We start from the raw sequence: 21,156 nt of genomic DNA, 5'->3' as shown, positions 1-21,156 counted from the left end.
GCAGCAGGGCGTCGAGATCGTCGGCGTCACTCGTGTGCTCCCCCGGCGGGCCGACCAGCAGCACGACCTCGCCGCGCGGCGGCACCTCGCGGGCGCCGTCCGCAAGGGCGGCCAGCGTGCCGCGCCGCACCTCCTCGAAGCGCTTGGTCAGTTCGCGGGCGAGCACGGCGGGCCGGTCGGCGCCAAGCACGGCGGCCATGTCGGCCAGCGTGTCGGCCGCCCGGTGCGGGGATTCGTAGAAGATCAGGGTGGCCGGCACCGCGCCGAAGACGGCGAGCTTCTGGCGCCGCTGGCCGGCGCGCGACGGCAGGAAGCCGCCGAACAGGAAGCAGTCCGTCGGCAGGCCGGCCGCAACCAGCGCGGCGAGCAGCGCCGAGGGCCCCGGAATCGGCACCACCTTGTGGCCGGCGTCCAGCGCCTCTTCCACCAGCTTGTAGCCGGGATCGGAGATCAGCGGCGTGCCGGCGTCGGAGACGAGCGCGATCGACTTGCCGAGGGTGAGACCGGCGAGAAGGCGCGGCCGCTCGCGCGCGGCGTTGTGATCATGATAGGCGACGAGGGGACGGCGGATGCCGTAGCGGTCGAGCAGCACCCGGGTCACCCGCGTGTCTTCGCAGGCGACGAGATCGGCCGCGGCCAGCACCTCGAGCGCGCGGAGACTGACGTCGGAGAGATTGCCGATCGGGGTCGCCACCGGATAGAGCCCCGGTTCCAGCGGGCGGGCGGCCACCTTGTGACCATCGACGGTGTAGTGCCCCGCGCCGCCCTCGCGGGCGTTCGCGCCGTCGCTGTCCTCCGTCATCGCCTGCCTCCGGTCGGCCGTGTCGCCTGCCTCTGCGTCTATCACCTGCGTGGCAGATGCGCCACAACAGGCGGCCGGCGCGGCGCGACGGTGGATTTTGGCGGCGCCGGCCCCCGGAATCCGTCGGCGAACGGTTGCCATATGACTGATTTGCCTTTCAGATGGGATCAACGACCAAGGGACGGCGAGGCAACCGGACACGGAAGCCGTCCTCAGGCGTGTGGAGCGCCCGGATGGCGCCCCGATTGCGTAAGGAGCGGACGAGCCATGGCCAAGGACACCACGGGACGCAACCGGCCCGAGGCGCCGCAGCGCGCCCTCACGCGGCGGCAGGCACTGGCCCTTGGCGGCGGCGGCGCGGCCCTGCTCGCCGGCTGCCAGCCGAACACCGGCCCCTCGATCTCGGCCCAGCCCCTGCCCTCGACCGGTCCGATCACGGCCGCGCCGATGGTTCCCGCGGGCGATACGATCGGCACCGGCAGCGTGCGGGTCGCGCTGCTCGTGCCGCGCTCGGCCAGCGGCACCTCGGCGACGATCGCCACCGCCCTGCGCAACTGCGCCGAGATGGCGCTCAACGACTTTGCCGGCGCCGACGTGACGCTGCTGGTGAAGGACAGCGGCGGCACCACCGAGGGCGCGCAGGCGGCAGCGCAGGCCGCCGTGTCCGAAGGCGCCGAGCTGATCCTCGGCCCGTTCTTTGCCGCGGAAGTGCGGGGCGCGGCCCCGGTGGCGCGGGCTGCCAACATTCCGGTGATCGCCTTCTCGTCCGACCCGAGCGTGGCCGGCAACGGCGTCTACATCATGGGCTTCCTGATCGGCGACGAGGTGCAGCAGATGGTGGCGCATGCCGCCACCACCGGCAAGCGCTCGGTCGGCGCGCTGATTTCCAACAGCGCCGCCGGCAACCTCGCCGAGGCCGCCCTGCGCGAGAGCGCGGCGCGCTACAACGTGCGCATCGTGCAGGTGGAGCGCTTCGAGGCGGGCCCCGGCGACATCGCCGCCAAGGCCGCGGCGCTCGGCGCCAATGCCGCGCAGCTGCAGGCGGTGTTCCTGCCGGACGGCGGCTCGGCGGCGGCGACAGCCGCGGGCGCGCTGGCCGCGGCGGGCCTCACCAGCGACCGCGCCACCTGGCTCGGCTCGGGCCTGTGGAACGATCCGGCGGTCTATTCCAACCCGGCGCTGTCGGGCGGTCTGTTCCCGGCCCCCGAGATCGACCGCTTCAGCGCCTTTGCCGCCCGCTACCGCCAGGCTTACGGCATCGAGTTGTTCGCCAAGGCGACGCTCGCCTATGACGCGGCGCTGCTCGCCGCCGGCCTCGTCAAGCAGGCCGGCCCGCGCCGCTTCGACCCGGCGATCCTCGCCAATCGCCAGGGGTTCATCTCCTCGGTCAACGGCCTGTTCCGCTTCAACCCGGACGGCACCAACGACCGCGGCCTCGCCATCTACCGGGTCACCGGCGGCACGCCGGCGATCGTGGAAGCCCCGGTGCGGGTGTTCGCGGGGGCGTGAGGCGAAGGGGGCGCGGGGCGGGGGAGCTGCGAGGCCTGGAGACACGCCGTCATCGCACAGCCCCTCCATCGTCCTTTCCGAAGCCCCTCCATCGTCATTCCCGCGAAAGCGGGAACCCAGCGATCGGCAAGGTCAACATCCGGATTAAAAGAGAATTTTCTGCCAAGTCACCGTTCCATCCGGCGTCACGCCCGGGGATGGCTAGGTTCCCGCTTTCGCGGGAATGACGGTGGTGAGGTGGGGCTCAGGCGGTCGAAGGGCGCGCCCGTCCCTTCGCCACAGCTGCCCTGAAGCAACGCCGCCCCGCCGTGGCCGTAATCCAAAACCCGCCCTACGCCGCGAGATCCGCCACCACCGCATCCAGCACGAACCAGCCGTCGCGGGAGGCGCGGAGGCGGCCGCCGGGGAGTTCCTCGACCATGCCGTGGGCCTTGAGGTCGGCGAGGCGGCGGGGGTCGAGGGTGCGGCCGGACAGCGCGGTGTAGCGCGCCGGGTCGATGCCCTCGGCAAGGCGCAGGCCCATCACCAGCATCTCGTCGCCGGCAGCCTCGCCCTCGATCTCCTCCTCGAAGACCACGCCGTGGCCTTCGGCCTCGACTGCCGCGAGCCAGGCCTCGGGGGCCCGTTCGGTGACGGTGCCGAGCCGGCCCCCACCCTGCCGCGCGCCGCCCTGCCGCGCGCCATCCGGGACCAGCCGGCCGTGGGCGCCGGGGCCGACGCCGACATATTCGCCATAGCGCCAGTAGAGCAGGTTGTGGCGGCTTTCCGCGCCGGGGGCGGCGTGGTTGGAAATCTCGTAGGCCGGCAGGCCGCGCGCGGCGGCGGTGTCCTGGGTGGCCGCATAGAGGTCGGCGGCCGCGTCCGGGTCCGGGATCAAAAGCTTGCCGGCCGCATGCAGCGCGGCAAACGGCGTGCCGTCCTCGATGGTCAGCTGGTAAAGCGACAGGTGATCGGCGGCCAGATCGATCGCCCGGTCGAGCTCGGCGGCCCAGGCCGCCGGCGTCTGGCCGGGGCGGGCGTAGATCAGGTCGAAGGAGAGGCGCGGGAAGATCGCCCGCGCCGTCTCGATCGCCGATAGCGCGGTGGCCGCGTCATGCAGCCGGCCGAGCGCTTTCAGGTCGGGGTCGTTCAGCGCCTGCACGCCGAGCGACAGCCGGTTGACGCCCGCGGCGCGATAGCCGCGGAACCGGCCGGCCTCCACCGAGGAGGGGTTGGCCTCCATGGTGATCTCGGCGGCCTCATCCAGCGTCCAGTGCCGGGCGATCGCCTCCAGCACCGTTCCGACCGTTTCGGGCGCATCAGCGACGGCGTGCCGCCGCCGAGGAACACGGAGGTGACGCGCCGGCCCGGCGTGCGGGCGGCGAAATGCGCGATCTCGGCCGCGAGCGCGGCGGCAAAGCGCGGCTGATCCGGCGCCGTGTGGCGCACGTGGCTGTTGAAGTCGCAATAGGGGCACTTGGCTGCGCAGAACGGCCAGTGGACGTAGACGCCGAAGCCGACGTCCGGCGTGCCGGGCACGGGGCCGGCCGGAGGCGCGGCCTGATCCGGCCGCAACAGGCCGGTCACGGCCGGATCCCCTCCGGGAAGGCGGCCTCGACGAGGCGCTGCACCGAGCGGGCGCGGTGCGACAGCGGGCCGGGCGCGGCCCAGATCGAGCCGTGCTTTTCCTCCGCCGTCATCTGGCCGAAGGTCTTGTCCTCGCCGTCCGGCATGAACACCGGATCATAGCCGTAGGAGACGCCGCCGCGGCGCGGCGGCCAGACGAGTTCCCCCTCGCGCTCGCCGAGATACTCCTGGGTGTGGCCGTCGGGCCAGGCCAGGCAGAGCAGCGAGACGAATTTCGCCTTGCGCTGGCCCGGTGCCGTCGCACCCACCTTCTGCAGCTCTTCTTCCACGAGGCGCATCGCCCGGTCCCAGTCGCGGTCGGGGCCGGCCCAATCGGCGGTGTAGACGCCCGGCGCCCCGCCAAGGGCTTCAACGCAAAGACCGCTGTCATCCGACAGCGCGACCTCGCCGGCGGCGGTGGCCGCGGCGAGCGCCTTGATCCGGGCATTCTCGACGAAGGTGGTGCCGGTCTCCGCGGGCTCGGGCAGGCCGAGTTCGCCGGCGGTGACCAGCTCCATCTTCAGCCCGCCGAGCAGGAAGTCCAGCTCGCGGATCTTGCCACTGTTGTGGCTGGCGACGAGAAGGCGCCGGCCGTCGATCCTGCGGTGTGCCGTGGTGTCGGTCATGTCGCGCGCCTTGTGGAGGGTTTGCCGCCGCTCAGCCGAGCGTCAGCTTCTGCAGGTCGACCAGCCGGCCGATGCCGGTCTTGGCCAGACCGAGCAAGGCCGCGAACTCCTCCTCGGAGAAGGGCGTGCCCTCGGCCGTGCCCTGGATCTCGACGATGCCGCCGCGGCCGGTGAGCACGAAGTTGGCGTCGGTCTCGGCGGCGGAATCCTCCGCGTAGTCGAGATCGAGCACCGGGGAGCCCTGGTAGATGCCGCAGGAGACGGCGGCGACGTGGTCCTTGATCACCTTGTCGCCGACCATGTTGCGGGTCTTCATCCAGGCGATGCAGTCGTAGAGCGCGACGAAGCCGCCGGTGATCGCGGCGGTGCGGGTGCCGCCGTCGGCCTGGATCACGTCGCAGTCGACGGTGATCTGGCGCTCGCCGAGGGCAACGAGGTCGATCACGGCGCGCAGCGAGCGGCCGATCAGGCGCTGGATCTCGAGGCTGCGGCCCGACTGCTTGCCGGCGGCCGCCTCGCGGCGCATCCGGTCACCGGTGGAGCGCGGCAGCATGCCGTATTCGGCGGTGACCCAGCCCTTGCCGCCGCCGCGCAGCCACGGCGGCACGCGGTCCTCGAGGCTGGCGGTGCACAGCACGTGGGTGTCGCCGAACTTGACGAGGCAGGAGCCTTCGGCGTGCTTGGAAACGCCGCGCTCCAGCGAGATGCCGCGCAGTTCGTCGGGAGCACGTTTGGAGGGGCGCATGGTTTTTCCTGTCCTTCGGCGGCTCTTCTGTCGTGGCGGCCGTTGTAGCCGCAGGGCGAGAGCGCCGTAAAGGCCCGAAAGCGGGGCAGGAGGCGAATCGGCGGGACGAACGGCCGCTCACTCCGAATTACCCGTTTATTCGTGGCCATCGATCCCCCATATTGGAGTTTCATGACATCCCGCGATCGGGACAGGACTGCGACCGGGTGACATCACGCCCATGGGACTGAACGTGCCGGCATCGGATCCGTCTTCACTGCTTCGCGATCTCGACCAGCGCTCGCGCGAGATCTTCCGCCGGGTGGTCGAGACCTATCTGGAAACCGGCGAGCCGGTCGGCTCGCGCAACCTGTCGCGGCTCTTGCCGATGGCGCTGTCGCCGGCCTCGGTGCGCAACGTGATGTCGGATCTGGAGCGCGCCGGCCTCCTGTTCGCCCCGCACACCAGCGCCGGCCGGCTGCCGACCGACAAGGGCCTGCGCTTCTTCGTCGACGCGATGCTGGAAATCGGCGACCTCACCTCCGACGAGCGCTCCTCGATCGAGGCGACGGTGCGCGGCAGCGGCCGATCGGCCTCGCTGGAGACCGTGCTGACCGAGGCGAGCCAGATGCTGTCCGGCCTGTCGCGCGGCGCCGGCGTGGTGCTGTCGTCGAAGTCCGACATGCTCCTGAAGCATATCGAGTTCGTGCGCATCGAGCCGACCCGGGCGCTGGTCGTGCTGGTCGGCGACAACGGCGCGGTCGAGAACCGCCTGATCGACCTGCCGCCCGGCCTGCCGCCGGCCGCCCTGATCGAGGCCTCCAACTATCTCAACGCCCAGATCCGCGGCCGGACGCTGGCCGACGTGCGCTCCGAACTGGAACACGGCCTTGCCCAGCAGCGCGCCGAGCTCGACGCGCTCACCCGCAAGGTGGTGGACGCCGGCCTTGCCACCTGGTCGCAGGCCAGCAGCGGCCGGCCGGACACGCTGATCGTGCGCGGCCGCGCCAACCTGCTCGACGATCTGCGCGCGCTGGAGGACCTGGAGCGGGTGCGGCTTTTGTTCGAGGACCTGGAGACCAAGCGCGACCTGATCCAGCTGCTCGGCCTTGCCGATTCCGGCGAGGGCGTGCGGATCTTCATCGGCTCGGAAAACAAGCTGTTTTCGATGTCCGGCTCGTCGCTGGTCGCCGCGCCCTACCGCGACAGCGAGCAGCGGGTCGTCGGCGTGCTCGGCGTGATCGGCCCGACCCGGCTCAACTATGCCCGCATCGTGCCGATGGTCGACTACACGGCCAAGGTCGTCGGCCGGCTGATCGGCTGACGCCGCAGCCGGCCCCGGCCCTCCGCCGCGCGCCCCCGCCAAAGGGGCAAGGCCGGCCCGGTGTGGTCGCCTTCGGCTTGATTTTTCGCCTGCGAACCCTGATATCGGGCCGCGAAGCCTTGCGCGCCGACTGCGCGCCACCTGTGACCATCGCGAGGACCCGATGACCCACGACCCCCGCACCGACGAGACACGCGGCGACGAGACCCGGACCGACACGCAGGCCGACCCGGCGATCGGCATCGAGATCGGCGCCGAGATGCCGGCGGCCGAGCCTGCCGCCCCCGCGGCCGAGGCGCAGGTTGCCGAGCTCAAGGAGCAGGTGCTGCGCACGCTGGCCGAGATGGAGAACCTGCGCCGGCGCACCGAGCGCGAGGTGAAGGATGCCCGGCAGTATGCGGTGGCGAATTTCGCCCGCGACATGCTGCAGGTCTGCGACAACCTGCGCCGCGCCCTCGACGCCCTGCCGGCCGAGGCCCGCGCGGCGGCGGATGCGGCCGTGGTGTCGCTGCTGGAAGGCGTGGAGATGACCGAGCGCGGCCTGCTGGCGACCTTCGAGCGCCACGGCGTGCGCAAGATCCGCCCCGAGGGCGAGCGCTTCGATCCGAATTTCCATCAGGCAATGTTCGAGGTGCCGAACCCCGAGGTGCCGACCGGCACCGTGGTGCAGGTGGTGCAGGACGGCTACGTGATCGGCGAGCGCGTGCTGCGGCCGGCCATGGTCGGCGTTGCCCGCGGTGGCCCGAAGGCGGCGGCGGCGTCCGAGGCTCATGTGGACAAGACGGTCTGAGCCGACGTCGACCCCGACCGCCCCCGCGCCGGATCAGGCGCGGGCGGCCCTGAAGGCCCGCCGCAGCAGCGGGTGAAGCGCGAGGACGACGGCGACCGAGAAGGCGCCGTCGACCACGTAGTGCCAGCCGAGATAGACCGAGCTGACCCAGATCAGGCCGGCATAGGCGAAGGCGGCAAGGCCGAGGCGGCGGTCGAGCTCGCGCAGGAACAGCGCGTTGAGCGTCATCACGCCGACGTGCAGGCTCGGGAAGGCCGAGATGCCGGTGCCGAAGCCGCCCTGCCCGCCCACATGCGCCTGCCAGAGATAGGCCTGGAGATTGGCCGCCGAGAAGGGCAGGTCGGAGGTGGCCGAAAGCGTCGCCACGAGCTCGGCAAAGCGGGCGGTGTCGCCGGTGACGGCGCCGAAATACACCGGACCGGCGGACATGCCGGCGGCGGCGAAGACGTTGCCGAGCAGAAACCACGTCAGGATGAAGCTCGCGAAATACCGCAGGCGCAGGCCGTCCGCCCGGGGCGACGTCGCCACGAAATAGAGCATCGCCATCATCGCGACGCTCCACAGGATGCCGTAGTTGAGCTCGGCAAGGCGCAGCATTCCCTCGCTTCCCGCCGACGGACCGTGCAGCAGGCGCCAGGGATCGACGCCGAACAGGGCCGCCTCGAGATCGGCAAAGAAGCGATCGGCCGGAAAGCCGCCGACCGCCGTGACCAGCGCCGACTTCACCGTCGTGAATGTCCCTTGCCAGACCGCCATCGCCGCCATCAGCAGGCAGCCCGCGAGGAGCCGGCCTAGACGATGCGGCGCGAACATCATCCGCAGCATGAGACCCCGGCGCTTCGGCACGAAGACGACGACGCGCACCAGCGTCGCCGCGAGCGTCAGCATCGGCATCAGCACCAGCGTGTTGCGAGATAGGCCAGCAGATAGGTCGAGAACAGGGCCGGATCGATGCCGCCGTGACGGGACGCCCAGCCGAGACCGGCCAGCGCATAGGCGGCGATCATCAGATAGACCGGCAGGTCGGCGCGCACGGCCCGGACGACCTGACGCGGAAGCCCGGCAAGCAGGCTGCCAGCCGGCGGTGCGTAGCCCGCAGCGCGGTAGGGCGTGCCGTCGGCAAGGCTTGCAGAGTGCATCGTCATGAACGGGCTTTCCGGAAAACGGGGACCGGGTCGGGAGCCTCCATCCTGCGCAAGGACGCTGAAGATCCGGTTGCCGCCCGCCGCGGCTGCGCAAAACCCGCGGCGCTGGTTAACGCTTCGTGCGATCGGTCACGGGCACTGCCGCCCTCAGGGCGCGCTCACCCGGCGCAGCGTCAGGTTGATGCGGCCGGGCGCCGGCAGGCCGGCGGCGGCGAGCACGGTCGAGGTTTCCGGCAGGATCCGGTCGATGCCGTGGAACGCGAGGCGGGCCGCGCCGCCGAGCACCATCGCGTCACCGGAGGCGAGCCGAAAGGAGCCGGTCGGATCGCCGCGCTTCAGGCCGCCAAGGCGGAACACGGCGGTGTCGCCGAGCGAGAGGGAGACGACGGGGGCCGACAGGTTCTCCTCGTCGCGGTCCTGATGCAGTCCCATGCGCGCCGAGGGTGCATAGAAGTTGATGAGGCAGGCTTCGGGCGGCGGCGCGTCGCCGGCCAGCGTGCGCCAGGCCTCGACCAGCACGGCGGGCATCGCCGGCCATGGCCGTCCGGTGTCCGGATGGGTCGCCTGGTAGCGGTAGCCGGCCACGTCCGAGACCCAGCCTAGCGGCCCGCAGTTGGTCATAGCCACGGAAAAGGGCTTGCCGGTCCGCGGCATGCGCGGCGTGAAGAACGGCGCCTCGGCCACGATGCGCGCGACGTCGGCGGCAAGCGCCGTCTGTGCGCTGCGATCGAGAAAGCCCGGGCGCAGCAGGAATCCATCAGGTGTCATGCCGGCAGTCTACACGGCGCCGCCCGCCGGCACGAGCCGGCCTTCGCAAATCGGCCAGCCTGCAACGGGGCGGCGTTCCCGCCCGACCGAGCAGGTCAGCGGCGGTGGCGCTCGTCGAGCTGGCGCAGGGCACGGGTGCTGATGCGCACCTCGTCGCTCTTGCGCCCGCGCCCGCCATCGGCCAGCGTCGCGATCAATCGGCCGACGAAATAGGTCAGGACGAACAGCGCCGCGAAGGCGAACAGCGGCATCCATCCGCGCGTGAGCCCGAGGACGGCATCGAGATCGTAGAGCCATCCGACGATGGTCGCGATGGCGGCCAGCATGAGTGCCGGAGCGGTTCCGGTGTCGGCCCGGCACTCGGCAAGAAAGCGATGGCAGGCGTGAAGCAACATCTGCAGCTCCTCGAAAGACGGGATCGTATCCACCCGTTCGAGGCGCAGTATCGCGCCGATGTGTTGCCACAGGATTTCGAACCGCGCAAAAAACGCCGGACACGCCTTCAAGATTCGTTCTGGTTTCCGCTGCGTTAAGGGCAACCCGCGAGTGTATTCCGCCCGCCGTCTGCTGGGCGCCGGCCCGCTGCGCCCCTGGTGGCCGTGGTTTCGGCCGCTGTCGCCCGCGCGTGAGCCTCCGGCGGCCGCGACGCGGCTTCCGGACACGCGTTGCCCCGATGCGGACGACCATGCGGACGATGATGCGGGGGTGGCGGGACCGGCTCAGTCGCCGCCGTCGCAGTCGCCGCCATCCATGCCGTCCGATCCGTCATGGGTGCTGCGGCCGGTCCGGTTCCAGGCGTTCCAGGCAAACTGGTAGGCGAGAAGGAACACGGCGAGAAAGGACAGCGGCAACAGCAGGTAAGGCGACACCGGCGCCCCCGTCAGATCGACCGGGTCGCGAAGCCGAGAAGCGTGGTGATGCCTGCGGCGAGAACAAGCGCGGGCAGCGGACTGGGGTAGACCTTGGTGTCGGGGGACATGGGCGGGCCTCCGGGCGGTCGGCAGGGGCGCATTCTGCCCTGTCCCGCGTTGCAAGCCGGTAAAAATCGGCGGCAAAACACGCGACGAAACCTGAGGGCCCGCCTCACGGAGCCGTGATGGCCCGTCTTGCAGCAGCCCGAGCACCCGCCTATATAGCCGTCAGAACCGGGTCCGGAGGTCGCCGCGACGGCGGAATTCCGGACAAATCCAAACCGTAGTCATGACAGGGGGCCGGCCGGTCGATCCGGCGTCACCCCGGATGCCGTCGAGGGTCCGGGCGGCCTGCCAGAGGAGAAGTGAGCATGGGCAAAGTCATCGGCATCGATCTCGGAACGACCAATTCCTGCGTCGCCGTCATGGACGGCAAGACCGCCAAGGTGATCGAGAATTCGGAAGGCGCGCGCACGACCCCGTCGATCGTCGCCTTCACCGACGGCGAGGAGCGCCTCGTCGGCCAGCCGGCCAAGCGCCAGGCGGTCACCAATCCGGAAAACACCTTCTTTGCGGTCAAGCGCCTGATCGGCCGCCGCTATGACGACCCGATGGTCGAGAAGGACAAGAAGCTCGTCCCCTATTCGATCGTGAAGGGTGACAACGGCGATGCCTGGCTTGCCTCCGGCGGCAAGAAATACTCGCCCTCGCAGATCTCGGCGATGGTGCTGACCAAGATGAAGGAAACCGCGGAGGCCTATCTCGGCACCACGGTCGACCAGGCGGTGATCACCGTTCCGGCCTACTTCAACGACGCCCAGCGCCAGGCCACCAAGGACGCCGGCCGGATCGCCGGTCTCGAAGTGCTGCGCATCATCAACGAGCCGACTGCGGCGGCGCTCGCCTACGGTCTCGACAAGAACGACGGCAAGACGATCGCGGTCTACGACCTCGGCGGCGGCACCTTCGACATCTCGGTGCTCGAGATCGGCGACGGCGTGTTCGAGGTGAAGTCGACCAACGGCGACACGTTCCTCGGCGGCGAGGACTTCGACATGCGTCTCGTCAGCTATCTGGCCGACGAGTTCAAGAAGGACCAGGGCATCGACCTGCGCAACGACAAGCTTGCGCTGCAGCGCCTGAAGGAAGCGGCCGAAAAGGCCAAGATCGAGCTGTCGTCCTCCTCGCAGACCGAGGTGAACCTGCCGTTCATCACCGCCGACGCCTCCGGCCCGAAGCATCTGGCGATCAAGCTCACCCGCTCGAAGTTCGAGGCGCTGGTGGAAGACTTCGTGCAGCGCACGATCGAGCCCTGCAAGGCGGCGCTGAAGGATGCCGGCCTGTCGACCAGCCAGATCGACGAGGTCGTGCTCGTCGGCGGCATGACCCGCATGCCGAAGATCCAGGAAGTCGTGAAGCAGTTCTTCGGCAAGGAGCCCCACAAGGGCGTCAACCCGGATGAAGTGGTCGCCATGGGCGCCGCGATCCAGGCCGGCGTGCTGCAGGGCGACGTCAAGGACGTGCTGCTGCTCGACGTGACCCCGCTGTCGCTCGGCATCGAGACGCTCGGCGGCGTGTTCACCCGCCTGATCGACCGCAACACCACGATCCCGACCAAGAAGGCGCAGGTCTTCTCCACCGCCGACGACAACCAGACGGCCGTGACGATCCGGGTGTTCCAGGGCGAGCGCGAGATGGCGGCCGACAACAAGATGCTCGGCCAGTTCGATCTGGTCGGCATTCCGCCGGCGCCGCGCGGCGTGCCGCAGGTCGAGGTCGCCTTCGACATCGACGCCAACGGCATCGTCAACGTCTCGGCGCGCGACAAGGGCACGGGCAAGGAGCAGCAGATCCGCATCCAGGCCTCGGGCGGCCTGTCGGACGCCGACATCGAGAAGATGGTCAAGGACGCGGAGGCCAACGCCGCCGCCGACAAGAAGCGCCGTGACGCGGTGGAAGCCCGCAACCACGGCGAATCGCTGATCCATTCGACCGAGAAGTCGCTGGCCGACTATGGCGACAAGGTCTCGTCCGCCGACAAGTCGGCGATCGAGAGCGCCGTCGCCGACCTCAAGGCGGTGATCGACACCGACGATGCCGACGCGATCAAGGCGAAGACCAACGCGCTGGCGCAGGTGGCGATGAAACTCGGCGAGGCGATGTACGCCCAGAGCCAGACCGAGGGCGCGGCCCCCGGCGCCTCGAAGCCGGCCGACGACGACGTGGTCGACGCCGACTTCGAAGAGGTCAAGGACGACAAGAAGTCGGCCTGACCCGCCTCGATCCGAAGACCATGGACGGCCCGGGATCTTCCCGGGCCGTTTTCATTTGCGCCCGCGCCCCTGCACAGATGGCATGGGGCCCGCCATCGAGCCGGATGCGCCGGAATTTCGAGACAATTCGAGGGAGTCTTAAGGTTAATTTCAATGACGCGGCCGCTTTCCACGTAACCATCCGTTTACCGGTAGACGTGGCGCCGCAGCAAAGCTTACCTTCCGTTCATTCCGGACGGCCTTACTTCGGGGTCCGGCGAGAATTCCGAGGGTCGAAGCAGTGACCGAACGCGGCACGTTCCAGCACTACCATGTCTTCGACGCCTGGCGCTTCGGCGCGGCCATGACGGTGATGCTCTATCACTTCCTGCACTACGACCCGACCGCGGCGACGTGGATGCCGCAGGCGGCCGAGAAGCTGCAGCAGGTGATCGACCTGTTCTTCATCCTCTCCGGCTTCGTGATCATGTCGTCCTACGGCACGTCGGTGCGCAGCCTCGCGACCTTCCGCAGCTTCATCGTCCGGCGGCTGTCGCGGATCTACCCGCTGCATCTGCTCACGCTCGGCTTCTTCGTGGCGATCGGTGTCGCCGGCGCGCTCGGCATCGTGCATCTGGAAAACCCGGCGCGTTTCGATCTTGCAACCGTGCCGCTGCATCTCCTGATGATCCACGCCTGGGGCCTGATGCCGGACCTGACGTTCAACTACGTCTCCTGGTCGCTCAGCGCCGAGTGGATGGCCTATCTCGCCTTCCCGGCGATCGCGCTCGCCTATCGGCGCGGCGGGCTGCCCGCGCTGTTCGCCACCTGCGTGGCGCCGGCCTGCTGGTCGAGGGGCTGGTGCTGGCCGGCTTCATCCCGCAGGAGCGGTGGATCGACACGGCCACCTTCGGCGCCTTCCGGGCACTGCCCTCCTTCATCCTCGGCTGCTGCGCGTCGGTGATCGTCGAGCGTTTCCGCATTCCCGTGCGCAGCCTGCTGCCGGGGCTCGTCGCCTTCATCGCCACCTGCATCGGCATGCTGGTCCTGTCCTCGCCTTACGTGGTGCTCGCGGGCTTCGCCCTCGCCACGGTGCTGACCGCCTCGGCCGAGCGCAACAATCCCGCCTGCGGCCGGCCGTTCCGCCATTTCGTGCTGCCCGGCCAGGCGGCCTTCGGCATCTACATGCTGCATCCGGTGGTCGGCGCCTTCCTGATGTCCTTCGGCTGGCAGCGGGTGCTCGGCCCGTCCGGCCTCATCCCGTTCCACCTCTATCTGGTGATCGCGGTCGTGATCGTGATCACCGTCGCGCTGATCTCGCTGCGCGTCCTCGAGGCGCCGCTGCGCAAGGCGATCAACAACCGCTTCGCCCCCTCGGGCAAACCCTCGCCCGGCCCGGCCCCGACGCGGCGGTCGAGGACAGCCGGCCGCACGGCGTCCGTCCCCGAGGTCGTGCCTGCGCCGGTTCGGGAGACCGTGTCCCCCGCCCCGCAGGAGGTGACGTCTCTCGCTCGCGACCCGCTGCCCCGCGCCCGCGCCTCCTGACGGCCACCGTCATCGCGCAAGGTCGACGCAGGACGCATGCAGGGGCTGGTATCCGGGCTCGATCATCCCTAAATCTTTGCCTTGACGTGCCGGACCGTTTACAGCATGCCAGCCGAGCCCTGCTGGGCGGCATGGCGGTCCGGCCGCGTCGTTCCTGTGCATCGCCTGCGATGCCGATCGGGGATCGCGGACGCTCCGCACCCGCCGGCATGGGGATGCCGTAGCGCAAATTCGACTGTGACGGGATGACCGCGGCCGGTGCCGTACCGGATCCGCAGGCGGGCGTTCCGGCGACGGCGGATGCCGAAAGATCGAACGGGTCCGATAGATGAAGCGTGATTATTACGAGATCCTGGGCGTGGACCGCGGCGCCGGCGATGGCGACCTGAAGAGCGCCTTTCGCAAGCTCGCGATGAAATACCATCCGGACCGCAATCCCGGCGACACCGAAGCCGAGGCCAAGTTCAAGGAAATCAACGAAGCCTACGAGGTGCTCAAGGAACCGCAGAAGCGCGCCGCCTACGACCGTTTCGGCCACGCCGCCTTCGAGAACGGCATGGCGGGCGCCCGCCGCGGCGGGCAGCAGGGCGATTTCGGCGCGTCGATGGCGGACATCTTCGACGACATCTTCGGCGATTTCATGGGCGGCGGGCGGCGCAGCCGCGGCGGCCGCGAGCGCGGGGCGGACCTGCGCTACAATCTCGAGATCACCCTCGAGGAGGCCTTCGCCGGCAAGACCGTGGAGATCGAGGTGCCGACCTCGGTGACCTGCACCACCTGTTCGGGCTCCGGCGCCCGGCCGGGCACGCAGCCGACCGCCTGCCGCACCTGCGGCGGCGCCGGCAAGGTGCGCGCGGCGCAGGGCTTCTTCACCATCGAGCGGACCTGCCCGGCCTGCCAGGGCCGCGGCGAGATCATCGCCGATCCCTGCCCCGACTGCGCCGGCTCGGGCCGCAAGACCCAGGAGCGCACGCTCTCGGTCAACATTCCCGCCGGCATCGAGGACGGCACGCGCATCCGCCTCGGCGGCGAGGGCGAGGCCGGCGTGCGCGGCGGCCCGCCCGGCGACCTCTACATCTTCCTGTCGCTCAAGCCCCACGAGTTCTTCCAGCGCGACGGCGCGGACCTCTACTGCCGCGTGCCGATCTCGATCACCACCGCCGCGCTGGGCGGTGCCTTCGAGGTGCCGACCATCGACGGCGGCAAGACCAAGGTGAAGGTGCCCGAAGGCTCGCAGACCGGCCGCCAGTTCCGGCTGCGCGACCGCGGCATGCCGGTGCTGCGCTCGACCCAGGTCGGCGACATGTACATCACCGTCGCCGTCGAGACCCCGCAGAACCTCACCCGGCGCCAGCGCGAGCTGCTGGAAGAGTTCGAGCGGGAATCGTCCTCCGAGAACCATCCGGAATCGACGGGTTTCTTCGCCCGGGTGCGGGATTTCTTCGGCGGCTGAGGCCGGGGGGCGCCCGCATTTTCCGTCAGGGCGCAGGAGATTCGACCAGAAAGTCGGCCATTCGCCCTGTTGCCGCCGCACTCGCCATGTGATCATGCGGCACAAACAGGGAGCGCGGCGATCCTCGAGGAGGAGGGCGCGGCGCGGTGGAGGACGAGCTGGATGACGGAACAGGTACGCTGCGAGGCACGTAACCTAAAGACGCTCGTCGGCGACGAGTTGCGCTTTTTCCGCAACTGGGTCGGCCAGCCGCTCACCACCGGCGCCGTCAGTCCCTCCGGCCGCTTCCTGGCCCGCGCCATGGCCGCGCCCGTCGATCGGGCCTCGACCGGGGCGGTCGTCGAACTCGGACCCGGCACCGGCGCCGTGACTCGCGCCCTCGTGCAGCATGGCATCGCCCCCGCCCGCATCCGCGCCGTCGAGTTCAATCCCGCCTTCGCCCGTCTGCTCGGCGAACGCTTTCCCGACATCGAGGTGATCGTCGGCGACGCCTATGCGCTCGACCGCACGCTCGGCAGCTGCAGCGGCCTGTCGGCCATCGTTTCCAGCCTGCCGCTGTTCAACAAACCCCCGGCCGACCGCGTCCGGCTTGTCGAGCAGGCGATGGACCTGCTGGCGCCGGGCGCGCCCTTCATCCAGTTTTCCTATGCGCTGGTGCCGCCGGTTCCCGCCCTTGAAGGCAAGTGGACGCTGGAGCGCAGCCGCTGGATCCTGCGCAACCTGCCGCCGGCGCGGGTCTGGACCTACCGCGCCGTCGCGTGACCGGCAGCCGGACATTCGCACAGCCGCCCCTGCCTCGTTCCGCCTGACGTCCCGTCAGCGCCAGAGCCCCAGCGCCGCCTTGCGGGCCTCGGCTTCGGCCGTCCGCACCGCATCGGAGGCGCCCTCGCCTGCCCGTGCCCAGCCGCGGGCCGCGAGCCAGGCGGCGATGTCGTGGCGCCCGACCGTGCAATCCGTGCGGACGGTCCCCTCGGCGGGCTCGGCCGGCGCGCATTGCAGCGACCGGCTCTGGATCAGGCGGGCGAGGTCGGCGCGAGCCTGCGCCCCGCATTTCCATTCCTGGCCGCCGCGGTCGGTGCAGACCGCGTCGAAGGCCGGTGCCTCGATCCCCGCGAACGACACCATCAGCGGCCGGTCGTCGACGACGACGCGCACGCGTCCGGCGTCGATGACGATCGCGCGCCTGTAGCGGACGCGCTGCTGCGGCGTGGCGACCGTGGTCACCGGCGCGGCGATCCGTTCGAGCGGCCCTTCGAGGCGCGGCGCCCGCGTCACCCCGTCCGGGGTCACGTCGCGCCCGAGCGGGGGCACCGGCAGGTTGGCCGAGCCTCGGCAGCCGCGACGTCCTCCGGCGACGCACCGGCGGCGACCTCATCCTCGGAGGGCACGAACACGACATAGACCGCGAACAGGAGCCCGGCCGTCAGCAGGAGCCCGGTGGCAAGCGCGACGATACCGTCGACGAAGCGGCGCAGCAGCGGGGGCTTGCCCGGCCGGGCGCGGCGCGCGGCGCGATCGGCTGCGTCACGGGAGGCAAGAGGAGCGCGCGTCATCGGGACGTTGCGTGCCCCGCGTCACGACCGCCCGGCGCGGGTGAGCCGGATGATCAGCCAGACCGGCACGACGATCACCACGCCGAGCAGGAAATAGCGCAGCGCCTTGTCGATCGCCGAGAAGCCCATCTCCCAGAGGCCCTCGAAGAAGCGGATCAGCGAATTGAGGATGTCGTAGGGCTCGAGGCCCAGCGCGGCCATGACCACGCCGACGATGAAGGACAAAAAGACCAGCCTGACCAGCACCCGGAGCGGGCTGTCACCCAGAAATCGCGTGAGCGAACCATCGGCCATCTGTCTTCTCCCGCGACACCCGGCGCCGGCGAGGAACCTCGCTGCGGCGCACCCGTCTCTTGCACATGTCTTCAGATAGGAACGCCGCGGCCGGTTTGTCCAGCCCGTCGCATGAGAGGCCCCGCCTCAGCGGCCGGACCCGGAGGCCGCGCGCTTCGGCATGGCCATCGCGCGCGTGGACATCCGGGGTGCGGACCTGGGGCCTGCCGCCGGCGGGGCTCGTCGGTTGTGAAGAACGCAGCCGTCGACGAGCGGAACGCACAGGAGATCCCGCCCCTGCGTGGTGTCGTTGTCGCCGGCATAGGCGATCTCCGTCACGCGGTCGCCGGCAAACCGCAGCTGCAGGCGGCACTCGCCGCTGCTCGGCAGCGACAGCGCGGTGCTGACGCCGCCGTAGAGCACCGGCACCGACACGTTCAGCCCCGCCCGGTCCACCTTGCGGGTGTAGCTCCAGATCTCCTCCTCGCCGTGGCGGCGGGTCGCCGTCGGAAAGCCCGCGCACATCTCCACGTCGGACTTCGACAGACCGAGGAGCTCCGTCCGGGCCGCATGCAGCAGGCCGACCTCCGCGGGACTGGCGCAAGCGGCCAGAAGAACAGCCAGCAGAACGGCCAGAAGAACCGGCCGCGCGGCCGGCAGGCGGGAAATGCGGCATCGTCGCACGTCGGCGTCTCCGTCTTGATCGTCAGCCCCCGCGGCCTTGCCCCTGCTGCCTTGTCCTCGTGTCCACCCGCACCTCGCGAGTCCCCCGGCCATCCTCCTGCCGTGTCCTGAATGGCCCTGACGGCGGGTTGTTCGCCGGTTCGTTCCCCGGCTCCGATCCCATCCCGGGAAGCGTGCTTTTGCACGACGACAATCGGGAGATTTCGCGACGATCGGTGAGCGCGGCGCACGCCTGCCCGCCACGATGCGCACTTGCCAAACGCCGGGATCGGGCGCATTCCCTCGCGGCCCTTTCCGGGCCCCGAGCCCGCCGATGCCGATCACCCAGACGACCCAGTCCTCCGGCGACCTTCTCGCCGACCGCCGCTTCGAATATGCCCGCATGCTGGCCGCCGACGGCGATGCCGTCGCCGCCGCCGACCTCTATGCCCAGGCGCTGGAGCTCGTGCCCGGCTGGGCGGCGGGCTGGTTCGCCCTTGGCGAGGCGCGCGAGCAGGCCGGAGACCGCAACGGCGCGGGCGAGGCCTTCCGCCGGCTCGACGTGCTCGATCCGACGGGCGTGTTCGGGGCGCCGCTGCGGCTGGCGCTGCTGGGCGCCGAGCCGGTGCCCGAAACGGCGCCGGCCGCCTATGTGCGGGCGCTCTTTGACGACTACGCCGACCGTTTCGAGACCGCGCTCGTCGGCGATCTCGACTACCAGGCGCCGCAGCTGATCGCCGCCGCGCTCGCCTCGGTCCGGCCCGGCCCGGTCGGCCGCGTGCTCGACCTTGGCTGCGGCACCGGGCTGATGGCCGAGGCGGTCGCCGGCAGGGTCGCGTCGATCGAGGGCGTCGATCTTTCGGCGGACATGGTGGCGGCGGCACGGGCGAAGGGTCTCTACGCCGATCTCCGGATCGGCGAGGTGGTCGCCGACCTTGCCGCCGGCGGGCCGAGCTACGAGGTGATCCTCGCCGCCGACGTGTTCGTCTACATCGGCGATCTCGGCCCGGTGCTTGGCGCCGCCGCCGGCCGGCTCGGCCCCGGCGGCCTCCTTGCCTTCACGGTGGAGCGGCACGACGGCGAGGGCTGGAGTCTCAGGCCCTCGCTGCGCTACGCTCACGGCGAGCCCCTGATCCGGGAGCTCGGCGCCCGCCACGGCTTCCGCGTGGCGCGCCTTTCCACCGACCGGCTGCGCACCGACCGCGGCGACCCCGTGATCGGGCTCGTCGTGGTTCTGGAGCGCCTGCCCTGAACGCCCGGCCCTGCGGCCTCAACCCTTCTCCGGCCCGGCCGTGCGACCGGCGTCCCTGCGGAGCGGACACGCGATGACGAAGACCCGCGACGCCGCAGGACGCCCGTCCCCGGCCGACTTCACCGTCGACAGCGCGGCGGTGTTCCGCATCGCCCTGCCGATGACGCTCGCCTTCGTCACGACGCCGCTGCTCGGGGTGGTCGACACGGCGGTGATCGGCCAGCTCGGCGATGCAGCGCTGATCGGCGGCATCGCCATCGGCGCCCTCGTCTTCGACATCCTGTTCTCGACCTTCAACTTCCTGCGCTCGGGGACCACCGCGCTGACCGCGCAGGCGCTGGGCGCCGGCGACGCCGAGACCGGCAAGGCCGTGCTGCTGCGGGCGCTGATGATCGCCGCCGGCTGCGGCCTTGCCATGATCCTTGCCCGCGACCCGCTGATCGACGTCGGTCTCTGGTTCATGGCACCGAGCGGCGCCGTGGCCGAGGCAACGCGCGCCTACTACGACGTGCGCGTCTTCTCCGCGCCGTTTGCCCTCGTCAACTATGCGATCCTCGGCTGGGTGATCGGCCGCGGCCAGGCCGGCATCGGCCTTGCCCTGCAGATCCTGCTCAACGGCGTCAACATCACGCTCTCCATCGTCCTCGGCCTCGGCCTCGGCTGGGGTCTTGCCGGCGTCGCCCTCGGCACGGTGATCGGCGAGGTGGTGGCCGCGGTGGTCGGGGTCCTCGTCTGCCTGCGCCTCGGACGCGGCGGGGTCTGGCCGCCGTTCCGGGTCGTGACCGAGCGGGCGGCGATGCTGCGGATGTTCGCCGTCAACCGCGACATCATGATCCGCACCTTCGCGCTGCTGTTCGGCTTCTCGGTCTTCACCCGCGTCGGTGCCGGCCTTGGCGACGTGGCGCTGGCCGCCAATGCGGTGCTGATGAACTTCTTCCTCGTCGGCGGCTATTTCCTCGACGGCCTTGCCTCCGCCGCCGAGCAGCTGGCCGGCCGGGCGGTCGGCGCCGGGCAGCGCGCCGCCTTCGTCGCCACCGTCCGGCTGACGATGATCTGGTCCTTCGTGCTGGCGGGGGCGGCCAGCCTGTTCTTCTTCGTCTTCGGCGGCCTGATCATCGACCTGATGACCACCGCGCCGGAGGTGCGCGCCGCCGCCCGCGCCTTCCTGCCCTATGCCGCGACCACCCCGCTCGCCGGCGTGCTCGCCTTCCAGATGGACGGCGTCTTCATCGGCGCCACCTGGTCGCGCGACATGCGGAACATGATGCTGCTGTCGCTGGCCGCCTATCTCGCCGTGCTGATGCCGGCCTCCGCCGTCCTCGGCAACCACGGGCTCTGGCTGGCGCTGCTCGCCTTCCTGATGTTCCGCGGCTTCTTCCTGCTGTGGCGGGTGCCCGCACGCACCGACGAGACCTTCGGCCCCGCCCTTCCCGATCCTGTGACCGGAGACGCCCGATGACCGCCTTCGTTCTCGACCCGCGGCTCGCCGCCGACACCGACGTCGTCTGCGACCTGCCGCTCTGCCGCGTGCTGCTGATGAAGGACGCCAACTGGCCGTGGCTGGTGCTCGTGCCGCGCCAGCCGGATCTCGTGGAGATCCTCGACCTCTCCGCCGCCGACCGCGCCGTGCTGATGGAGGAGGCGGCGCAAGCCGGCGCGGTGCTGCGCGACCTCACCAGCCCCGACAAGCTCAACGTCGCGGCGCTCGGCAACATGGTGCGCCAGCTCCATGTCCACGTCATCGCCCGCCGCGTGGACGACCCGGCCTGGCCCGGACCGGTCTGGGGCAAGGTGCCGCCTTTGACCTATGCCCCCGGCGTGGCCGAGGCGCTCGCCGGCGACCTGCGCCGCGCGCTGGCGCCGGGCGCCTGAGCCGATGGCCATCGTCTTTCCCGCGCGCGATCGCTCGGCCGCCACCGGCTTTGCCGTCAACCCGCTCGACCGGCGCTCCGAGGCCCGCG

At 70.5% G+C, this 21,156-nt stretch carries 23 protein-coding genes and 1 pseudogene; 11 read left to right on the top strand and 13 right to left on the bottom strand.

Annotated features, from left to right (window positions below; all coding sequences use genetic code 11):
• The coding region (gene rsmI, locus A6302_RS13600) for a 16S rRNA (cytidine(1402)-2'-O)-methyltransferase (RefSeq protein WP_069307488.1) at window positions 1–802 on the bottom strand (802 nt) is incomplete at its 3' end.
• 267 nt (window positions 803–1,069) lie between these two features.
• Between rsmI and A6302_RS13595 the strand changes: the two genes are divergently transcribed.
• Window positions 1,070–2,311, top strand: coding sequence for a penicillin-binding protein activator (locus A6302_RS13595; protein WP_069307487.1), 1,242 nt, complete (start codon window positions 1,070–1,072; stop codon window positions 2,309–2,311).
• 331 nt (window positions 2,312–2,642) lie between these two features.
• Here the strand turns inward: A6302_RS13595 and hemW are convergent.
• The 3 genes and pseudogenes from hemW to rph form a co-directional block, all read right to left on the bottom strand.
• Window positions 2,643–3,865: pseudogene (hemW, locus tag A6302_RS13590) on the bottom strand (radical SAM family heme chaperone HemW).
• 8 nt (window positions 3,866–3,873) lie between these two features.
• Entirely contained in the window at window positions 3,874–4,542 is a 669-nt protein-coding gene (locus tag A6302_RS13585) for a non-canonical purine NTP pyrophosphatase (protein ID WP_069307486.1), read from the bottom strand.
• Between the two features lie 31 nt (window positions 4,543–4,573).
• Complete coding sequence (gene rph, locus A6302_RS13580) at window positions 4,574–5,287, bottom strand: ribonuclease PH (RefSeq protein ID WP_069307485.1); 714 nt, start codon at window positions 5,285–5,287, stop codon at window positions 4,574–4,576.
• Window positions 5,288–5,507: 220 nt separating this feature from the next.
• Here rph and hrcA point away from each other — a divergent pair, with 220 nt between their 5' ends.
• Window positions 5,508–6,590: a heat-inducible transcriptional repressor HrcA gene (gene hrcA, locus A6302_RS13575; protein ID WP_069307484.1), complete on the top strand. Its 1,083-nt coding sequence runs from the start codon at window positions 5,508–5,510 to the stop codon at window positions 6,588–6,590.
• A 163-nt stretch (window positions 6,591–6,753) separates the two neighbouring features.
• Complete coding sequence (grpE, locus tag A6302_RS13570) at window positions 6,754–7,380, top strand: nucleotide exchange factor GrpE (protein WP_069307483.1); 627 nt, start codon at window positions 6,754–6,756, stop codon at window positions 7,378–7,380.
• Between the two features lie 33 nt (window positions 7,381–7,413).
• On the opposite strand, the gene A6302_RS13565 is transcribed toward grpE, so the two are convergent.
• From A6302_RS13565 to A6302_RS23025, 5 genes are all read right to left on the bottom strand, one after another.
• Window positions 7,414–8,274, bottom strand: a complete 861-nt coding sequence (locus A6302_RS13565) for a phosphatase PAP2 family protein (protein ID WP_141703760.1) — start codon at window positions 8,272–8,274, stop codon at window positions 7,414–7,416.
• The gene (locus tag A6302_RS13560; RefSeq protein ID WP_069307481.1) at window positions 8,274–8,525 is read right to left on the bottom strand and encodes a hypothetical protein; all 252 of its coding nucleotides are present in this window, start codon (window positions 8,523–8,525) and stop codon (window positions 8,274–8,276) included. Before A6302_RS13560 ends, A6302_RS13565 begins: the two co-directional genes overlap by 1 nt.
• A 147-nt stretch (window positions 8,526–8,672) precedes the next feature.
• The gene (locus A6302_RS13555) at window positions 8,673–9,293 is read right to left on the bottom strand and encodes an alpha-ketoglutarate-dependent dioxygenase AlkB family protein (RefSeq protein WP_069307480.1); all 621 of its coding nucleotides are present in this window, start codon (window positions 9,291–9,293) and stop codon (window positions 8,673–8,675) included.
• 95 nt (window positions 9,294–9,388) lie between these two features.
• Window positions 9,389–9,799 (bottom strand): hypothetical protein, encoded by a 411-nt coding sequence (locus A6302_RS13550; protein ID WP_069307479.1) that lies wholly within the window; start codon window positions 9,797–9,799, stop codon window positions 9,389–9,391.
• 213 nt (window positions 9,800–10,012) lie between these two features.
• Entirely contained in the window at window positions 10,013–10,162 is a 150-nt protein-coding gene (locus tag A6302_RS23025; protein WP_169833583.1) for a hypothetical protein, read from the bottom strand.
• A 413-nt stretch (window positions 10,163–10,575) separates the two neighbouring features.
• Here A6302_RS23025 and dnaK point away from each other — a divergent pair, with 413 nt between their 5' ends.
• The 5 genes from dnaK (at window position 10,576) to A6302_RS13525 (ending at window position 16,216) form a co-directional block, all read left to right on the top strand.
• Window positions 10,576–12,477 (top strand): molecular chaperone DnaK, encoded by a 1,902-nt coding sequence (gene dnaK, locus A6302_RS13545; protein WP_069307478.1) that lies wholly within the window; start codon window positions 10,576–10,578, stop codon window positions 12,475–12,477.
• A gap of 280 nt (window positions 12,478–12,757) precedes the next feature.
• The gene (locus A6302_RS13540) at window positions 12,758–13,420 is read left to right on the top strand and encodes an acyltransferase family protein (RefSeq protein ID WP_069307477.1); all 663 of its coding nucleotides are present in this window, start codon (window positions 12,758–12,760) and stop codon (window positions 13,418–13,420) included.
• Complete coding sequence (locus A6302_RS13535; RefSeq protein WP_069307476.1) at window positions 13,318–14,001, top strand: acyltransferase family protein; 684 nt, start codon at window positions 13,318–13,320, stop codon at window positions 13,999–14,001. The genes A6302_RS13540 and A6302_RS13535 overlap by 103 nt, the downstream gene beginning before the upstream one ends.
• 328 nt (window positions 14,002–14,329) lie before the next feature.
• Window positions 14,330–15,454, top strand: a complete 1,125-nt coding sequence (dnaJ, locus tag A6302_RS13530) for a molecular chaperone DnaJ (protein ID WP_069307475.1) — start codon at window positions 14,330–14,332, stop codon at window positions 15,452–15,454.
• A gap of 162 nt (window positions 15,455–15,616) precedes the next feature.
• Entirely contained in the window at window positions 15,617–16,216 is a 600-nt protein-coding gene (locus A6302_RS13525) for a class I SAM-dependent methyltransferase (RefSeq protein ID WP_069307474.1), read from the top strand.
• 54 nt (window positions 16,217–16,270) lie between these two features.
• Here the strand turns inward: A6302_RS13525 and A6302_RS13520 are convergent, their stop codons facing one another.
• The 4 genes from A6302_RS13520 to A6302_RS13505 all read right to left on the bottom strand — a co-directional run bounded on the left by A6302_RS13520 (window position 16,271) and on the right by A6302_RS13505 (window position 17,964).
• The gene (locus tag A6302_RS13520; protein ID WP_069307473.1) at window positions 16,271–16,765 is read right to left on the bottom strand and encodes a thermonuclease family protein; all 495 of its coding nucleotides are present in this window, start codon (window positions 16,763–16,765) and stop codon (window positions 16,271–16,273) included.
• Window positions 16,741–17,007, bottom strand: coding sequence for a hypothetical protein (locus tag A6302_RS13515; protein WP_069307472.1), 267 nt, complete (start codon window positions 17,005–17,007; stop codon window positions 16,741–16,743). Before A6302_RS13515 ends, A6302_RS13520 begins: the two co-directional genes overlap by 25 nt.
• Window positions 17,008–17,028: 21 nt before the next feature.
• Window positions 17,029–17,301 carry a DUF6460 domain-containing protein gene (locus A6302_RS13510; protein WP_069307471.1) on the bottom strand — a complete coding sequence of 91 codons (273 nt, stop codon included), beginning with the start codon at window positions 17,299–17,301 and terminating at the stop codon, window positions 17,029–17,031.
• A gap of 126 nt (window positions 17,302–17,427) precedes the next feature.
• The gene (locus tag A6302_RS13505; protein WP_069307470.1) at window positions 17,428–17,964 is read right to left on the bottom strand and encodes a hypothetical protein; all 537 of its coding nucleotides are present in this window, start codon (window positions 17,962–17,964) and stop codon (window positions 17,428–17,430) included.
• 313 nt (window positions 17,965–18,277) lie between these two features.
• Between A6302_RS13505 and A6302_RS13500 the strand changes: the two genes are divergently transcribed.
• The 3 genes from A6302_RS13500 (at window position 18,278) to A6302_RS13490 (ending at window position 21,067) form a co-directional block, all read left to right on the top strand.
• Window positions 18,278–19,195: a methyltransferase domain-containing protein gene (locus A6302_RS13500; RefSeq protein WP_069307469.1), complete on the top strand. Its 918-nt coding sequence runs from the start codon at window positions 18,278–18,280 to the stop codon at window positions 19,193–19,195.
• A gap of 73 nt (window positions 19,196–19,268) precedes the next feature.
• Window positions 19,269–20,654 (top strand): MATE family efflux transporter, encoded by a 1,386-nt coding sequence (locus A6302_RS13495; protein ID WP_069307468.1) that lies wholly within the window; start codon window positions 19,269–19,271, stop codon window positions 20,652–20,654.
• Window positions 20,651–21,067, top strand: a complete 417-nt coding sequence (locus tag A6302_RS13490; RefSeq protein WP_069307467.1) for an HIT domain-containing protein — start codon at window positions 20,651–20,653, stop codon at window positions 21,065–21,067. The genes A6302_RS13495 and A6302_RS13490 overlap by 4 nt, the downstream gene beginning before the upstream one ends.
• Window positions 21,068–21,156 lie beyond the last annotated feature (89 nt).

This window comes from Methylobrevis pamukkalensis, from assembly GCF_001720135.1.
In the GTDB taxonomy this organism is placed as follows: Bacteria; Pseudomonadota; Alphaproteobacteria; order Rhizobiales; family Pleomorphomonadaceae; genus Methylobrevis; species Methylobrevis pamukkalensis.
Note: the sequence above shows the minus strand (reverse complement) of the source record. Positions and strands in the feature narration are given on the sequence as shown.

Bases quoted from the DNA above. Each gene is read 5' to 3' on its own strand.
- A6302_RS13595 (WP_069307487.1), top strand. From the start codon at position 1,070: ATGGCCAAGGACACCACGGGACGCAACCGGCCCGAGGCGCCGCAGCGC.
- A6302_RS13585 (WP_069307486.1), bottom strand. From the start codon at position 4,542: ATGACCGACACCACGGCACACCGCAGGATCGACGGCCGGCGCCTTCTC.
- rph (WP_069307485.1), bottom strand. From the start codon at position 5,287: ATGCGCCCCTCCAAACGTGCTCCCGACGAACTGCGCGGCATCTCGCTG.
- hrcA (WP_069307484.1), top strand. From the start codon at position 5,508: ATGGGACTGAACGTGCCGGCATCGGATCCGTCTTCACTGCTTCGCGAT.
- grpE (WP_069307483.1), top strand. From the start codon at position 6,754: ATGACCCACGACCCCCGCACCGACGAGACACGCGGCGACGAGACCCGG.
- A6302_RS13565 (WP_141703760.1), bottom strand. From the start codon at position 8,274: ATGCCGATGCTGACGCTCGCGGCGACGCTGGTGCGCGTCGTCGTCTTC.
- A6302_RS13560 (WP_069307481.1), bottom strand. From the start codon at position 8,525: ATGACGATGCACTCTGCAAGCCTTGCCGACGGCACGCCCTACCGCGCT.
- A6302_RS13555 (WP_069307480.1), bottom strand. From the start codon at position 9,293: ATGACACCTGATGGATTCCTGCTGCGCCCGGGCTTTCTCGATCGCAGC.
- dnaK (WP_069307478.1), top strand. From the start codon at position 10,576: ATGGGCAAAGTCATCGGCATCGATCTCGGAACGACCAATTCCTGCGTC.
- dnaJ (WP_069307475.1), top strand. From the start codon at position 14,330: ATGAAGCGTGATTATTACGAGATCCTGGGCGTGGACCGCGGCGCCGGC.
- A6302_RS13525 (WP_069307474.1), top strand. From the start codon at position 15,617: ATGACGGAACAGGTACGCTGCGAGGCACGTAACCTAAAGACGCTCGTC.
- A6302_RS13515 (WP_069307472.1), bottom strand. From the start codon at position 17,007: ATGACGCGCGCTCCTCTTGCCTCCCGTGACGCAGCCGATCGCGCCGCG.
- A6302_RS13510 (WP_069307471.1), bottom strand. From the start codon at position 17,301: ATGGCCGATGGTTCGCTCACGCGATTTCTGGGTGACAGCCCGCTCCGG.
- A6302_RS13500 (WP_069307469.1), top strand. From the start codon at position 18,278: ATGCCGATCACCCAGACGACCCAGTCCTCCGGCGACCTTCTCGCCGAC.
- A6302_RS13495 (WP_069307468.1), top strand. From the start codon at position 19,269: ATGACGAAGACCCGCGACGCCGCAGGACGCCCGTCCCCGGCCGACTTC.
- A6302_RS13490 (WP_069307467.1), top strand. From the start codon at position 20,651: ATGACCGCCTTCGTTCTCGACCCGCGGCTCGCCGCCGACACCGACGTC.